A 15,911-nucleotide genomic window follows, 5' to 3' on the forward strand; every position below is an offset into this window, starting at 1 on the left:
CGGCAAGCCGCCTAAAACCGCGCCAGCAATCGCCGTGGAATTGATCAGAGGTGGAATTTTTCCACCTGAAATCCACATATGTAGAAACCTGAAACGGTTATCCAAGGCCACCAGAACGCGACTGGGCAGCCACCCAGAGCTGTATTCCGGGGTTTTTCCTGACGAGGATTTAACTCTGCTTAAGCCAGAGCTTGGATTTCCTGAAGGATCGCTTCACCCATTTGTGAAGTGGTGGCGTTGGCCGGCTTGTCACCGGCGATATCCTTGGTGCGCAGGCCCTTGGCCAGCACCGCAGAGATCGCCTGATCCAGCTTGTCGGCCCATTCGCCTAGGCCGAAGGAGTAGCGCAAAGCCATGCCGAAAGACGCGATCATGGCGATCGGATTGGCCGCACCCGTGCCGGCAATATCAGGCGCTGAACCATGCACCGGCTCATAGAGCGCCTTGCGGCGCTTGGTCTTGGCATCGGGCGCGCCCAGCGAGGCGGAAGGCAGCATGCCCAGCGAACCGGTCAGCATGGCGGCTACGTCAGACAGCACATCGCCGAACAGGTTATCAGTGACGATCACATCATATTGCTTCGGCCAGCGCACCAGCTGCATGGCGCAATTATCAGCCAGCACATGCTCCAGCTGGATCGAGGAATACTCTTCCTTATGCACGCGGGTGACGATCTCGTTCCACAGCACACCGGTCTTCATCACATTGCGCTTTTCCGCTGAAGACACTTTGCCCTTGCGCGTCTTGGCCAGTTCAAAGGCCACGCGCGAGATGCGCTCGATTTCGAATGTGTCATAGACTTGCGTATCGATGCCGCGCTTCTGGCCATTGCCCAAATCGGTAATAGTCTTCGGCTCGCCGAAATACACACCGCCTGTGAGTTCGCGCACGATCAAAATATCGAGACCTTCGACCACATCCTTCTTGAGAGAAGACGCATCGGCCAGTGCCGGATAGCAAATGGCGGGGCGCAGATTGGCAAACAGGCCGAGATCCTTACGCAGACGCAAGAGACCTGCTTCTGGACGCACATCATAAGGCACCTTGTCCCATTTGGGTCCACCCACGGCACCGAACAACACGGCATCGGCTGCCATGGCCTTTTCCATATCGGCTTCGGAAATTGCCGCACCATGCGCATCATAGGCGCAACCGCCGACCAGACCTCGATCGGTGTTGAATGACGCGATGCCTTTGGCCTTGAACCAGGCCAGGATCTTTTCAACTTCGGCCATCACTTCAGGGCCAATGCCGTCGCCAGGAAGCAGGAACAGATTATAGGAAGCCATGGCACTCTCTCATCCAAATTCGGGGATGAACTAGCGGCTGGCCATGGCTTATGCAAGCAAAACGCGCCCGGCGGGAGGCACCGGGCGCGCGTAAGCGAAGACGAAGACCTTAGAGTGAGTCCACGCCCTTCTTAAAATTGTCTGCCGCATTCTTGACGGCATCCTTGGCGTTTCCGACGGCCTTCTGCGCCTTGCCCTTCAATTCCTGGGCTTCGCCCTCGGCGCGCAGGCGGTCATTGCCGACAGCCTTGCCAATGCCCTGTTTCACATTGCCCGCAGCTTCATTGGCGTAGCCGGCGGCTTTATCAGTTGCTGAACCCATGATGGAAACTCCTGTAATGAATGCGCCGCTCGATTGCGCGGCACTGCATTGGAAACGTCCCAACACAGGGAGAGTTCCGTCAATTGCATCAGCCTCACGGGGCATGGCACCAAACTGGAATCTCGGATAATACGAGAACATGTCCCGTATTCTCATTCCTTCCGGTGGCCCTTCGGCTTGGCAGCAGTTTCTTGCAAAACCAGATCTTCAATGGGTCACCGGCTACAGTGCCCGTACCATCGCTCACGCATGGGAGGCGCAGAAAGGATGGCCTCCGGAAGTGTCAAAAATCCTCGAAAGTGCTCTCGGCCCAACTGAACTCTTGTTAGCTATCCCTGAACACAAGACACCCCTTCCGGGCGGCCAGAGAGAAAGCCAATCTGACGTCTTCGTCATCGGCCGTCACCAGCAGGGCATTATTGCCTGCACGATTGAAGGCAAAGTCAACGAGCCGTTTGGCCCGACGATTGCCGAACAGATGAAAGACGCCTCGCCAGGCAAGGTGGCCCGTCTCGATTATCTATGTAAAGCGCTGGGCCTCGATGAATGCCCGCAGGATGTGCATTATCAACTTCTTCATCGCACCGTCTCGGCACTGGTCGAAGCGGATAGATTTGCAACCAAATACGCAGCGATGATTGTGCATTCCTTTTCCCCGGAGAAGCGATGGTTTGAAGCGTTTGAACGCTTCGTCGCCTTGCTGGGAGGAACTGCGGTTTCCGGTGTTCCAACTCTATTGACGACCCCGGCGGGACTTCAACTTGTCCTGGGCTGGGCTTGCGGTGATCCGCGCCACCTACAGGCATGATGAACAATATTGCCAACAAAAAAGCCCGCCATCGCGCGAAGCGATAACGGGCTTTGATTTGGTTGCGGGAGCCAGATTTGAACTGACGACCTTCAGGTTATGAGCCTGACGAGCTACCGGGCTGCTCCATCCCGCGTCAAAGGATGTTGGGCGGCTTGTAACAGCAGCTCCTCAGAAAGGAAACCCCCGTCACAAATCTTTTTTATTCGCCGCAAAACCCCGTTACCACCCTATTTGGGCAGCATTTTTGCCATTGCAAGACAGCTCAGTAAGCCTCTGTTAATTCAATTCTTTGTTTCCGAAAGGGTTTCGAAACCAGTCCCGCGTAAGGTCATTCTCACGACACGCGTTGGGGCAACACAGCCTAGTGTCAGGGGCCTTCCGGGATTTTGTACTGCGTACTCGGATACCAGTTTGTGAGAAGGGGAGCGGCCGGGTTGGGCGCTCCCCTTTGCATTTTCAGGGCCGCAACAGCGACTTGAGCTGGAAGGCCGGATCGGCCAGTTGCTCCGCCGCAGGCTTGGCCTGTTTGGCAATCAGCATTTCCGCCATCTTAATGTCGCGCCCCACCGAATTGCCGAGGCCAATGCCGCTGGCCCCCATCAAGGTGCCATCTTCGGCCAGATGAAACAGCACCAGCACATCGGCCGAGCTTTGCCGCGTGATGGTCTTCGGGCCCATATCGGCCATGCCGGCAATCTGCAGTGACAGATCATATTGATCCGACCAGAACCACGGCACGGAAACATGGGCTTTGGCGCCGCCCAGCATATTGGTGATGGCGGTGGCCGCCTGTTCCTGCGCCGAGCGCCAGGCTTCCAGCCTGATACGCCGCCCGCCGAACAGGCCATGTGGGAAAGAGGCGCAATCGCCTGCCGCATAAATATCGGGATCAGACGTCCGCATACCGGCATCGCAGGCAATGCCATTCTCAATGGCGAGACCGGCATCCTGCCCCAGCTTGATTTCGGGCGATGCGCCGATGCCGGCAATGATCGTGTCTGCCGCAATCTCGCGGCCATCATTCAGCGTCACACTTGTGGCCGACATGCCGGCAATGCCGACGCCCGTAACCATATCCACACCCGCCTTCACATGCGCATCATGCACGATCTTGGCGATGGGTTCCGGCACGCCGCGCATCAGGATGCGGGGCTGGGCTTCAATGAGCGTCACGATGCAGCCGCGCTTGATCGCCGATGAGGCCAGCTCCAGTCCGATGAAGCCACCACCGATGACGACGATGCGCTTGCCCGCGGTGAAGCGGCTGCGCAGTTCCAGCGTGTCGCGGTGATCTCTTAAAGTGAGCGCATGTTCACCACCCGCCATCGGCAGGCGGCGCGGCTTGGCACCGGTGGCGAGCAGCAGCTTTTCATAGGGCAGCTTGCTGCCATCGCCCAAGATCACTTGCTTGGCCGCTGCATCGATCTTCTGCGCATGGGTGCCGAGCTTTGTATCTACCTTCAACGAGGCCACGATATCGGGCTCCAACAGCCAGACAGGTGAAGGCTCCGCTTCCTCCATGATCGAGGCTTTGGACAAGGGCGGCCGGTCATAGGGAAGATGCAGCTCTTCACCGATCAGGGTGATCGCACCCTCATAGTCGCCCGCCCGCAGATTGATGCAGGCCCGCGCGCCGGCCATGCCAGCGCCAATAATTACCATTCCAGTCATGTGAACTTTCTCGGTCGAAGGGATGAAAACATGGCAAATCTACCGCGCACTGGCAATGCGGGCCAGCGCCGCCTTGAGCAGTTTTTCCGCCTCATTCTGCGTCTTTGCTTCCACATAGACGCGGAATTCCGGCGCGTTGCCCGACGGGCGCAGATGAATGATAGAACTATCATTCAGCATGACGCGCAAACCATCAAGCCGATCAACTTTTGCCATCGTGCCGAACGGGCCGAAGAAATCAGCGAGTGCTGCATTATCCTGCAAGCGCGACATTAAGCTTTGCGATGACGTGAGTGGGAAATTCTCCAGCCTGTCAGCCAGCGCAACAGGCAACGCAAAGCCTGCAGCAAATCCCGAAACCGGGCGTTTCGCTTTTCGCGCTGCAGCCAGAATGGCCAGGATCGGCAGGAAACAATCGCGCGTGGGCAAGGCCGTGAACGTGCCATTGCCAAGTTTGAAATTGGAGAGTGTGAAGAACCCACCATTAGCCTCAAACCCCACAATGGCTTTCGCCGCGCGCTTCTTGGCTTTGAGCATTTCATCAATTACGAAAGGCGACCCGACTTTGCTGCGGATCGCAGGCTTCTTCATATGCGCATCCAATCCCGAATTGGATGTGATCGGCGTCACCACTGTCTGCGCCTTCAGGAAGCGCGCTGTAATCAGCCCGACCAGATCGCCACGCAGCACCTGACCTTTTTCATCAGCCACCAATGGCCGATCCCCGTCACCATCGGCGGAAACGATGGCATCAAATCTTCCGCCCGCACACCAGCCCTTGATGAGCGCTAGTGTCTCATTTGAGACCGCTTCCGTATCAACCGGAATGAACACATCAGACCGGGCCAGCGCAACAGCTTCAGCGCCCGCTTTTTCCAGCAGGCTCACCAGCATGTCGCGCGCCACGGTGGAATGTTGATACACACCAACCCGCATGCCTTTCAGCGGCTTGTTCGCGAAGGCCGAAACATAACGCGCGACAAACTTTTCCGGCGTGCCCTCCTTCTTCGAAATCTTTCCAGCCTTCGCAGGCTTCAGCTTGGCCACCCCGGCAACAATCGCCTGCTCATCCGCCTTGCTGATCTCGCCATCAGGCCGGTAGAATTTGATGCCGTTACGATCAGCCGGAATATGCGATCCGGTGATCATGATCGAAGCGCGTTTCTTGCGCATCGCTTCAAAGGCCAGCGCCGGCGTCGGCACCGCGCCATAGAAAATTTCTGCCATGCCTTCGGCGGCCAAAGCCTGCGAAACATTCTCATGCAGTGCCGCACTCGACGCGCGGAAATCATGGGCCACACCCACAGCATCGCCCGCCTTCATCAGCCGCTTCGTCTTCAAATGTCGGACGAAGGCACGCACATGGTCCACGCTCGGCGCGCCGATCAAATCTTCCGCCAGGCCGCGCAGACCACTGGTTCCGAATTTGGCTGTCATGCCGCGAGGGGTTACCGGAAAGCCCATTGCAATAGCAAGCCTGCCAAAGCATCTTGGACGGGATGACAAGTCCAAAAGCAACGCTCGCCAATTGGCGCACGGCGCCGTTCAGTCAATGGGCCTTTGGCCATGTGGATGAACTTATTCCCGTGGCCACCATCGCCGCAGCGCAGCCTGCAGAACTTCCACTTGGCGCAAGCTTGAACACCGCCGCGATTGCGTCTTTCGACGAAATACTCGCAGAAACTGAAACCGATGGCTTCATGGTGTTGCAAGGCGGCAAAATCATCCATGAATCCTACCGTCACGGCGATGCGAAGACACGCCACATCCTGTTTTCAGTCAGCAAGCCAGTCACCGGAATCCTCGCCGGCATCCTCGTCGGGCAAGGCAAGCTCGACCCTGAAGCCCTTGTCACGCGCTATGTGCCCGAAGTCAAAAACTCAGCCTATGGCACAGCCACAGTGCGCCATGTGTTGGACATGACCGTCGGCGTTTCATTTGGCGAAGACTATTTCGACACCAAGGGCGCCTTCGCCCACTACCGCGATGCCATGCTGTGGAATCCACCCAATCCGGATTTCGGCGGCCAAGGCCTGCACGCCTTTCTCGCCACGTTGCCACCCAATGGAAGCCCGCATGGCGAAGCCTTCCACTACGTTTCACCGAACTGCGATCTTCTCGGCTGGATTGTCGAACGCGCCGGCGCAGCACCCATCGCGCAGTTGCTCTCCGCGCTGCTATGGAAACCCATGGGCGCCGCCCACGATGCCTATATCACCGTTGATGCCCAGGGCGCATCGCGCACCGCTGGCGGCATGTGCATGACCTTGGCTGACATGGCCCGCTTCGGTGAACTGATCCGTCTGAACGGCAAGGCTCAAGGCCAGCAGATCGTGCCGGAAAGCTGGATTGCCGACATCTGGCACAAGGGCGATCCCGTCGCCTGGCAGAAAGGCGACATGACGGGCCTGTTCCCCCAAGGCCGCTACCGCTCGCAATGGTATGTCTCGGATGAAAAGCGAACAGCCCTTTGTGCCATCGGCATCCATGGCCAGTGGATTTATATCGACCCGAACGCCGAACTGGTTATCGCCAAACATTCATCCCAGCAAACCCCCGAAGACACGCGCCTCGAATTGCTGAATCTCACTTTGTTTGAGGCGATCGCCGCCAGCCTGAAATCCTGAGCAACAAAACTGGAGCGGGCGGTGGGAATCGAACCCACGACATTCTGCTTGGGAAGCAGATGTTCTACCACTGAACTACGCCCGCTGATTGAGAGACGTTCTAGCGGTTTTCTGCGGCGTGTCAAAACCGCTCCCTATTTGGCCATTTCCCCGCATGAATGAGTAATGGGCGCGTAGCGTAACCGAACATTTACGATATCACTCAATTCAGCGACCGATTTTCAGCTTAGGGCGGTTCCACTCGAGCGGCGATAACGAAAAAGACAGCCAAATGGTGGTTAGCTGGCGCCAGTAAGAAGTTTCAAAACATTCCATTTGGGTGGGGGGCGGTCTGTCTCGTTGCAATCGTCGGATCAGGCAGGTCTCTTTGGTCCGGTGGCAAACTGACTATTCAAGAGGGTTCAAGTCGTGAATACCAAATTGTCGATCCGGCCCAGAGATTCAGCGGAATTTCCCAATTGGGATTTTCCAACACTCGACATTGAGTTCGATGCTGAATCGAAAAGTTTTTGGATGTATTACAAGGCCGACACGCCGCCGTGCTACACGCTGCAGACGATCAACGACATCGTCGATGTGCGCGAGTCGCTTCGCGCTCTGTTTCGCGATCTGGGGCCAAAAAGGTTTCCTGTGCGCTATTTTGTTATGGCGTCCAAGCGCGACGGCATTTTCAACCTGGGTGGGGATCTCGCCACCTTCGCAGAATCGCTCCGCAAGAATGATCGCTCCGCCTTCCGCCGTTATGGTCACGCGGCCATCGACGGCCTCTATGGCCTCTTGCAGGGATTTGACCTGCCGATCGTCACATTGGCTTTGATTCAAGGCGACGCCTTGGGCGGCGGCCTCGAAGCCGCCCTTGCCGAAGACTTTCTGGTCGCTGAACGCCGCGCAAAGATGGGTGTGCCCGAAGTCGCATTCAACACTTTTCCAGGCATGGGTGCCGCCAGTACGATGACCCGCCGGATGGGCGCAGCCTGGGCAGAAGAAGTCATGACCTCAGGCAAGATTTTTTCTGCGGGCGACCTTCATGCTCAAGGCCTGATTGATGTTTTGGCGGAGAATGGCGAAGGCCGCGCCCGCCTGCTGAAATGGATTGAGGGCGGTGAAAAGCGCTTCTCTGACTTGCGGGCGGTGGCCCAAAACCGGCGCAACACAATGCCGATCAGCTACGAGGAGCTGATTGCAGTCAATGATGAATGGGGCGAATGCTGCTACATGGTTGAGCCGACGGATGTCCGGCACATGGAACGGCTGGTTGCGGCACAAAAACGCAAAACCGGCACGGCCGGCAGGGCGCAATGATCAGCAGGATCAAAACCAGATTGCGGCAAAGGCGGTCGGCCAAGGCCCTTCCGGCCGATACCTATGCCAATCTGGTCGGTTCTTTGTTCGGTACGATGGGGTCGTTCATTTCTGCCATGTTGGCCGGGCTGATCGGGCCAACCGTGGCCTACATTCGCACCGGGCATTTCTTCTTCGCATATCTGGCAGCTGCCCTCTGTCTGGCGACGGCTTTTCGCGTTTATATCATGGTCGCATACAAGGCCCGTGGCGAACGTCATGAGAGAAACATCGCGCAATGGGAGTTGCTCTATGCTCTAGGCGCCATCTCGTTCATGCTGCTGATCGGCATCAATGGCGCAGCACTCATCTGGATCCATGCAGATCGGATAGCCCAGTTTTTTGGGTTGATCATTCTGCTTGGATGCATCGGTGCGATAGCAGGCCGCAATGCCGCCCGGCCTTCCATTGTGGTCGGGCAAGTCGTGGCCTTGACCTTGCCGCTATGTGTGGCCTTCTGGCGTGAAGGGGGTGGCTGGAACATTGGATTGTCGGCGTTGATGATCCTGATCATGGTGTCCGTGATTTCAACCACCAAATTCCTGAACCGTCATTTGCTCAAGGCCATCCTGAGCAGCCGAGAAGAAAAAATTCAAAAAGAGCGGTTTGACACCGCACTGAATAACATGGCGCAGGGCCTTTGCATGTCAAATGGCACAGGCTCGCTTTCCGTTGTCAACCGGCGCTTCACTGAACTCTTTGATATACAGCAGGATCTTGTTGGTTCTGAAACATCGGAACTGGCACAAAAAATTGTCTCGTCACTGCAAGCCGAGGAATTCGAAGGGCTCACTTTTGTTGCCGGCTTTGAGCGCTTCATCGCGCATCCCAATCCGGGTGTGTTCACCGTGGCAATGAAAGATCACATTTACGATTTCAAGTGCGAACGCATGACCGACGGGGGGCTGCTCATTGTTGCCGAGGACGTCACCGAGATGCGCATTGCCGCGCGAAAAATCGAGCATATGGCCATGTTCGATTCTCTCACGGGCCTTCCCAACCGGTTTCAATTCAGAAATCAAATGCAGGAAGCGTCCGACAGGATCGTTGAAAGCGGCGGCTTTTCCGTACTCTACATCGATCTTGATCGCTTTAAGGAGGTCAATGACACACTCGGTCATCCCATCGGCGACAAGCTTCTTGTCATGGTTGCACAACGGCTGAGAAACGCCTTGAAGCGTGCCAATGTCGTGGCCCGGTTTGGCGGCGACGAATTTGTCGTCCTGATCGATGAAGTGCTGTTCATGTCGGGGCTTGAGGTCCTCTGCAAACGAGTGATCGACACATTGAGCGCCCCTTACCGTGTGGATGAGCACATGATCATTATTGGCGCCAGCATAGGAACAGCAACCGCCCCGCATGACGGCCGCAGCGCCGACGATATCATCAAGAAAGCCGACATGGCACTTTACCACGCCAAGGCCAGCGGCCGTGGCTGCTACTCGCATTTCACGATTTCCATGGACGAGAGGGCGCGCGAAAAACGCCAGATCGAAAACGAATTGCGCGACGCGATCCGCAACAACGAACTGGAAGTATTTTATCAGCCAATCGTGAACAGCCGCACCGGGAAGATCAAGGCCTGCGAAGCTCTGCTGCGCTGGCACCGCGCCGATGGCACCTTTACCCAGCCCAGTGTTTTCATTCCGATTGCAGAAGAAACCGGCCAGATTGTTGAAATTGGCAATTGGGTTCTTAATCGCGCCTGCCAGGACGCGGCAGCATGGCCTGAAGACATTCGAGTCGCCGTTAATTTCTCGGCAGTTCAGTTCCATCACGGCAGGGTGGTTGAAATCGTAAAATCCGCTTTACAGAATTCAGGACTTGCCGCGAACAGATTGGAAGTTGAAGTCACCGAAACGACTGTCATTCAGAACGCCGATGCGACGACCATCACATTCGAAGAGTTGGCGCAACTGGGCGTAAGACTCGCGTTGGATGACTTTGGCTCGGGCTATTCCAGTTTGAGTTATCTCAACCGTTTCCCGTTCCACAAAATCAAGATTGATCGCTCATTTGTGCGCGAACTCAACGACCCGAAGTCGGCGGCGGTTATTTCCGCTGTCCGTCATCTTTCTGATATTCTGGGCCTTTCGCTCGTGGTTGAAGGAGTCGAAACGAAGAACCAGCTCACCATCCTGTCAGCCGGCGGCGCTTGCGACATTCAAGGCTTCCTGTTCAGCGAGCCAAGGCCATACGCCGCGCTCAAGACAGTTTTGGCAAGCGGTTACATCAAGCCTGATGAAGAGGCGAGCGCCCTCGCTCTTCTGAATCAGAGCGTCGCCTGATTGGAGCCTAGGAGGCCTGCGCAGCTTTTACCAGTTCGAACGGCACAGGCATAACCAATCTCTGTGCCTTGTACATATGAACAAGCGCGTTATGGCGGCGCATGTTGGACCGGATGTAGTTCTCCAGACCAGCATCGCCCTCGTCCCGTGACTCTTCAATATGCCTGATGAGAAGCATGTCTTTCATGGTAGCGGCACTCAGCTCCGCACCTTCAAGCATCATGCTTTCAGCCCGCGAGAGGCCAATTTTCCGCGCAAGAAATGCATAGGCGGTACCATGCGGCGTGGGAAGGAAAACAGCCGGCGCCTCCGCTGCAATCATGGAACACGATAAGGCAAATTCGAGGTCGGCACCCGCAATGGGGCCCCTAGCCCAGGCCACGGTAATTGTGGGAGAATTGATAATCAAATTCGCGCAGGTGTGAATCAGCTCCGAAAAGCCACTGGATCCCTGTCGCGCATTGGACAAATCAGAGTGATGAGCAAAATCGAAAACCAGGAATTTGGAATGCTCGTCCAACGCCTCTTCAAGTGCATCAGCGAATTCACGAATATTTTCCACCTCAAACCCGCTGGTATACTTCCTCACGATGACCGTCGACAGATGATCGAGCTTGCGGATATTGGGGTTTTGGTTGAGCGGGCTGAGAACTGCGCCACCATAGCCCTCAATGCCATTGACCTCGTTTAACGCCTCATTGAACGCTTTCACCTTGCCGCCTCCTGGATACCCGCCGGAACCTGACGTTAATTTTCTATTAACACAAAATTTAAGCTAATTGTAACCGATGTGGGCAAAATGGCGTCATCTTCGATGTATAGTTAACTTGGAATGGCGATCATGGCGCTGCAATGGGCTGTGTGCAGATCAGACGAACCATGATCCCGTAGGTTCAGCACTCTATGTTGCGAAAGAAAAGGGTTATGTTTCCGACGGAACAAAACATCTCAGCTTCGACGGTTTCCGCTTTGTTGGAAATACGCCTTTCCGTCCGAATTCAGCTCTTGTGTTCGCCCGCCTTGACGACAGCTTCCATGGTGTTGAACCGTTGACCGAAGCCAGCTTAAAGGGCGATGAGCGTTTCAATATCCAGTTCAATTTGTGGGATTGGGGCCGCAGGCCTGCAAGCTAGGCAAGAATCACGCAAAGGAGCCTCAAGCATGAGGCGTTGGTAAATATAAAATGCAGATGCCCGTCTACCGAAAACACTTTCAGTGGTTTTCGATGACTTTTCAAATGGGCTTGGCGCATGACGAAAGCTGATCGAGCCATCTGCGAGCGCATCAGAAATTAAGGCGCTGTTCTCAACCTCGCATCCAAACACTTCGCCAACGCCGTTTCCGGCGCATCCTTGATGATATCGCATCCGCAAGATTTATGCTGACAGCATCACTTCACGGCGCGGTTGTTGCTGCAGCATACAACGTACCCTTTGCATTCTGGGACAACGGCTTTGTCGATCTGCCTTTCAAATGGCAAGATTTTTCATCGTCGCTCGGAATTGATTGCGATTTCGTCAGCGACACGCAATCCGGCTTAGTCGTCTACAAGGAAAAGATCTTGCCACGGATGAAAAAACCTCGGCTATTGCCGATCCTGAAAGTGTGCCCTTTCTCAGTGCATTCCAGGCTGCTGCTGAAAGCATATATGGCGGACCGGCGGGCTGCCAAAAGTAATCGAGGCTAAAGGGTTGGTGTGGGCAAAAGTGGCGCTCAAGAAGGCTATGATTACAATTTCGATAGGCAGACCGATCGTCATTGACTTCATAAAACAAAGTCACAGCGTTATCCGCTTCACTATGGATAGGCCTGCAGGGACAAACACACTGTGAAATGCAGACGAAACGGAAGGAGTGGGGCAGCCAAGCTTTACATGCTGCATTTCCGGAGCGGCGGTTCGTTGCGGCACCGAAATCTAGAGCTTGATCAATCCACTAAACTAAGCGATGAGATGCAATGAGGTGCCCTTTACAGAAGGTGCCTGTTGACCGACAGGGGCAGTCCATTGGTATTCTCAATCGCTAATTTCGGGCGCAGGACAGTTGCGAAGTATTTTCGACGGGAAGGGTCGAGTTCTTCTGCAAACATTTCACCGTCTTCGATTCAGCTGCCTGTTGCTCCAGCTCTGCCTGATGTTTCAATCATCATACCCGTGCATGGCCAAATTTCCTTCACGCTGAAATGTTTAAAGTCCATCGGCGAATCCAGGCCGAACAGCTCATATGAAGTGATTGTAATCGATGACGCGTCCGATGCAGGCGATCTCGCAATTCTGCGCCAGGTAAACGGCATCCGGCTGATCGAAAACACAAGCAATCTGGGATTTCTCCGATCTTGCAATAAAGCCGCAAGCAAGGCGCGCGGGAAGTATTTCCATTTTCTGAATAACGACACTGAGGTTTTTCCAGGAACGATAGATCGGCTGGTTGAACTCGCAGCTGCGCATCCGGATGTTGGTCTTGTCGGTTCAAAATTCATCTTTCCCGATGGGAAGCTGCAAGAAGCAGGTGGCATAGTTTGGCGTGACGCTTCCGCCTGGAATTATGGGCGTGGAGAAAATCCCAATTTGCCGCGGTTCAATTATGTCCGCGAAGTCGACTATATTTCGGGCGCTTCAATCCTTGTGCCTCGTAAAGTCTGGAAAGCGCTAAAGGGCTTCGACGAATATTATTCTCCCGCTTATTATGAAGACACCGACTTTGCCTTTCGGGTGAGACAACATGGCATGCGCGTCCTGTATCAGCCGCGTTCTGTTGTCATGCATCACGAAGGAGTGTCCAACGGCAAAAAACTTTCGCAAGGCGTTAAGTCCTATCAGGTCGACAATCATAAAAAGTTTCTCAGTCGTTGGGCCGAGGATTTGCAAAAGAATCACTTTCCAGTTGCTGAACATCTGCTGCGTGCGTGCGATCACGCGATGCACAAGCCGATTGTTTTGATTATCGACCACTATTTACCCGAGCCAGACCGTGATGCGGGGTCTCGCGCAATACTCGCTTTAGTCCAGTCATTGGTGGACCTTGGTTGCATCGTCAAATTCTGGCCGCAGAACGGGTATTACACGCCCGGCTATCACGACATCCTGGAAAGCATCGGTGTCGAGGTGTTGCAGGTTGACACGCTGGCCAGCCAGCTCGCAACTCTTGGCAATATAGGATCGGCCGGCGCTCTTGGACTTTGGCTCAAGAAAAGCGGTGCCGATATCAATGCCGTTTTCTTGTCGCGTCCCCATATTGCCGCCGAACTTTTGCCGGCCCTTCAAAAGCACGCCAGGGCCAAGATTGCTTACTATGGTCACGATTTGCATTTCTTGCGCTTACAGCGGGAAGCAAAAGCGATGAACGCACCGGAAATTTTGGGTGAAGCCGCAAAGTGGGAAAAAATGGAAAGGCATGCCTGGTCGGCTTCCGATGTCGTACTTTATCCTTCTGACGAGGAGGTAAACACTGTGAAAGAGCTGTCGCCACGGACCGACGTGCGCCGCCTACAGCTCTATGCCTTCAGTGATTTCATACACCGCACCAAGCAGCCTGACGGATCAACCTTGCTTTTTGTGGCGGGCTTTGGCCACCCTCCTAACATCGATGCTGCGATCTGGTTTGTTTCTGAAATCTTCCCACATGTGAAGAAACTGCGGCCTGGTATTCGCCTGGTGATCGCTGGTTCCAATCCAAGAGACAGCGTGAAAGCGCTTGCCGCCCCTGACATAGAAGTCACGGGAACCCTGAGTGCTGAGGAACTGGTAAGGCGCTATGCAATTGCAAAACTCGCTGTAGTGCCCCTGCGCATTGGGGCGGGTGTAAAGCTCAAAGTGGTTGAAGCCATGCAAATGGGAGTGCCACTGGTCACGACGTCGGTTGGCGCTCAAGGCCTGCCCGGTTTTATGGATTTTGCTGCGGTCAAGGATCAGCCGCAGCAATTCGCCAAAGAGATATTGCGGCTGTTAGACAACCCCCGCGCGGCGCTGGCTCTATCCAAAAAGCAGAGCGCCTATGTGGAAAAAATGTTCTCTTATGCAAGCCTGCGTGCTGATTTGCGGGTGTTGCTGAAGGATCTTGGCTGCCCGGCATTGCCTGGCGATCAAATGGATGGCGCTGAAGCGGCTTCTCGCAAGGCAAGAAAATCCCGCATAAACTCATAGCGGCAGCAAGCTTCAGCCCTTGATTGATACTGCTTCACCTGATGCGGTGTGCTGGCGAACAATGTGCAGATGGCAAGGAACTACTATTGTAACCCAGTTGAAATCTAAAAGCTCGACAACACGATGCCGCCCACAATCATCAGCAGCCCAACCAGCTGCTTGGCGCCGAGCGACTCTCCCAATTGGAAATAAGCCAATGCTGGAACCAGAAGGAAACTGGTCGCCATCATGGGATAAGCCTTGCTCAGGGCCAGGTCTCTCAACACCAAAACCCACAAACATGTCGCCAGAAAATACAGAAGTAAGGCACTACCCAGCGTAAAGGCGAAATCAAATTTGATGAATGATTCAAGGGCTAATGGCTGGTCTTTCAAAATACCGCCAGCCCGCTTGAAGAGCAATTGACCAGCCGTCATCAGAACTATCACTATGATCGATAAAATGTAGGGCACAGATCTCGAATCCTGCGGGTTCAATGGGTTTCTAAAACATCTTCCGTACGTCCGATATAGGCCACAAACGAGTCCTTTGGCAGGAGCCGAAGTAGGGAAATGATTGGCCAGACGGATACAAAGACCAGCACGCTGAGTAACAGCGATTGATCTTTGGCGAACCGAATTCGCTCCCACAAGTTTTTTCGCGCAATGGGTAATAGTGGGTGCGCGCTAACAACTTGAAATCCGTGTTTCGAGCTCAGTAATTCAATATTTCTCGGGTTGTAATACCACAAATGCGGCGATGGAAGACCCACTTGCCACATGCGATAAAATGGGCCGGAAATGCCAAGCTTATCCAAAATCGTAGCAATGAAATAAAATATTCCCCTCCGATCAGGAGAATTTATCACCACGATGCCACCAGTCTTAAGATGCAGCCTGCAAGCATTGAGCATGAAATTGGGATCAGGCAGATGCTCAAACACATCATTGAAAAGGATGACGTCAAAAGTACTTTTTGGTGCGATGCCTTCGGGAAAATATCCGGACAAAACTTTCACATCCATACGGCGCCGGGTCATTTCCGCAACGTCCTGGTCGGGTTCAATTCCGATCACTGAATGACCTTTGATGCCCGCCTCGGCCAAGAATTGGCCATGCCCACATCCGACGTCCAAAATTTCAAGGCGCTTACCCCTGAACAAAAGCCCCAGGTGATCCAGTATGCGCTGATTGTTTGTCGCCCGAAGAGAATCGAGCGCTTTCATTCTCAGTTCTTCATCAATGGCAGTAGGGCCATTGTTCTGGTTTTCTATGTGAGGCTCAAGAGTTGAACCGAGTAAATTGCATGCCTCGCATTGGAAAAGCCAATCATGGCGCTGCCGTCGCATTGCGGAATTACATACCGGGCAAAGCATGCCTATGGACTTTCCAATTCAATTGATTTTGCATCTATTTGCCCATGCGGAAAACATCGACATTCGC

At 54.5% G+C, this 15,911-nt stretch carries 14 protein-coding genes and 2 tRNA genes; 7 read left to right on the forward strand and 9 right to left on the reverse strand.

Features of this window, described 5'->3' with window-relative positions:
* Positions 1–179: 179 nt before the first annotated feature.
* Both leuB and F8B91_RS14700 read right to left on the reverse strand, forming a co-directional pair.
* Positions 180–1,289 (reverse strand): 3-isopropylmalate dehydrogenase, encoded by a 1,110-nt coding sequence (gene leuB, locus F8B91_RS14695; protein ID WP_196504598.1) that lies wholly within the window; start codon positions 1,287–1,289, stop codon positions 180–182.
* A 109-nt stretch (positions 1,290–1,398) separates the two neighbouring features.
* Positions 1,399–1,611, reverse strand: coding sequence for a CsbD family protein (locus F8B91_RS14700; RefSeq protein ID WP_196504599.1), 213 nt, complete (start codon positions 1,609–1,611; stop codon positions 1,399–1,401).
* Positions 1,612–1,750: 139 nt separating this feature from the next.
* Here F8B91_RS14700 and F8B91_RS14705 point away from each other — a divergent pair, with 139 nt between their 5' ends.
* Positions 1,751–2,419, forward strand: a complete 669-nt coding sequence (locus F8B91_RS14705; RefSeq protein WP_196504600.1) for a DUF6946 family protein — start codon at positions 1,751–1,753, stop codon at positions 2,417–2,419.
* Positions 2,420–2,478: 59 nt separating this feature from the next.
* Here the strand turns inward: F8B91_RS14705 and F8B91_RS14710 are convergent.
* The 3 genes from F8B91_RS14710 to F8B91_RS14720 form a co-directional block, all read right to left on the reverse strand.
* Positions 2,479–2,555: transfer RNA gene (locus tag F8B91_RS14710), tRNA-Met, on the reverse strand.
* A gap of 323 nt (positions 2,556–2,878) precedes the next feature.
* On the reverse strand, positions 2,879–4,093 hold the full coding sequence (locus tag F8B91_RS14715; protein ID WP_196504601.1) for an NAD(P)/FAD-dependent oxidoreductase: 1,215 nt from the start codon (positions 4,091–4,093) through the stop codon (positions 2,879–2,881).
* 39 nt (positions 4,094–4,132) lie between these two features.
* Entirely contained in the window at positions 4,133–5,530 is a 1,398-nt protein-coding gene (locus F8B91_RS14720) for a phosphomannomutase (protein ID WP_196504602.1), read from the reverse strand.
* 62 nt (positions 5,531–5,592) lie between these two features.
* Here F8B91_RS14720 and F8B91_RS14725 point away from each other — a divergent pair, with 62 nt between their 5' ends.
* Positions 5,593–6,720: a serine hydrolase domain-containing protein gene (locus F8B91_RS14725; protein WP_196504603.1), complete on the forward strand. Its 1,128-nt coding sequence runs from the start codon at positions 5,593–5,595 to the stop codon at positions 6,718–6,720.
* 10 nt (positions 6,721–6,730) lie between these two features.
* Here the strand turns inward: F8B91_RS14725 and F8B91_RS14730 are convergent.
* Positions 6,731–6,805 (reverse strand) — tRNA-Gly (locus tag F8B91_RS14730).
* Between the two features lie 323 nt (positions 6,806–7,128).
* On the opposite strand from F8B91_RS14730, the gene F8B91_RS14735 reads away from it, so the two are divergent.
* On the forward strand, positions 7,129–8,022 hold the full coding sequence (locus F8B91_RS14735) for a crotonase/enoyl-CoA hydratase family protein (protein WP_196504604.1): 894 nt from the start codon (positions 7,129–7,131) through the stop codon (positions 8,020–8,022).
* Entirely contained in the window at positions 8,019–10,349 is a 2,331-nt protein-coding gene (locus tag F8B91_RS14740; protein WP_196504605.1) for a putative bifunctional diguanylate cyclase/phosphodiesterase, read from the forward strand. Before F8B91_RS14735 ends, F8B91_RS14740 begins: the two co-directional genes overlap by 4 nt.
* A gap of 7 nt (positions 10,350–10,356) precedes the next feature.
* Here the strand turns inward: F8B91_RS14740 and F8B91_RS14745 are convergent, their stop codons facing one another.
* On the reverse strand, positions 10,357–11,061 hold the full coding sequence (locus tag F8B91_RS14745) for a hypothetical protein (RefSeq protein WP_196504606.1): 705 nt from the start codon (positions 11,059–11,061) through the stop codon (positions 10,357–10,359).
* 115 nt (positions 11,062–11,176) lie between these two features.
* Here F8B91_RS14745 and F8B91_RS14750 point away from each other — a divergent pair, with 115 nt between their 5' ends.
* The 3 genes from F8B91_RS14750 (at position 11,177) to F8B91_RS14760 (ending at position 14,490) form a co-directional block, all read left to right on the forward strand.
* Positions 11,177–11,482, forward strand: coding sequence for a hypothetical protein (locus tag F8B91_RS14750; protein WP_196504607.1), 306 nt, complete (start codon positions 11,177–11,179; stop codon positions 11,480–11,482).
* Positions 11,483–11,664: 182 nt separating this feature from the next.
* Complete coding sequence (locus F8B91_RS14755) at positions 11,665–12,036, forward strand: hypothetical protein (RefSeq protein WP_432432046.1); 372 nt, start codon at positions 11,665–11,667, stop codon at positions 12,034–12,036.
* A 297-nt stretch (positions 12,037–12,333) separates the two neighbouring features.
* Entirely contained in the window at positions 12,334–14,490 is a 2,157-nt protein-coding gene (locus F8B91_RS14760) for a glycosyltransferase (RefSeq protein ID WP_196504609.1), read from the forward strand.
* Between the two features lie 104 nt (positions 14,491–14,594).
* On the opposite strand, the gene F8B91_RS14765 is transcribed toward F8B91_RS14760, so the two are convergent.
* Positions 14,595–14,906: an EamA family transporter gene (locus tag F8B91_RS14765; protein ID WP_196504610.1), complete on the reverse strand. Its 312-nt coding sequence runs from the start codon at positions 14,904–14,906 to the stop codon at positions 14,595–14,597.
* A gap of 56 nt (positions 14,907–14,962) precedes the next feature.
* Complete coding sequence (locus F8B91_RS14770; protein WP_196504611.1) at positions 14,963–15,694, reverse strand: class I SAM-dependent methyltransferase; 732 nt, start codon at positions 15,692–15,694, stop codon at positions 14,963–14,965.
* Positions 15,695–15,911 lie beyond the last annotated feature (217 nt).

This window comes from Aestuariivirga litoralis (genome assembly GCF_015714715.1).
Taxonomy (GTDB): domain Bacteria; phylum Pseudomonadota; class Alphaproteobacteria; order Rhizobiales; family Aestuariivirgaceae; genus Aestuariivirga; species Aestuariivirga litoralis_A.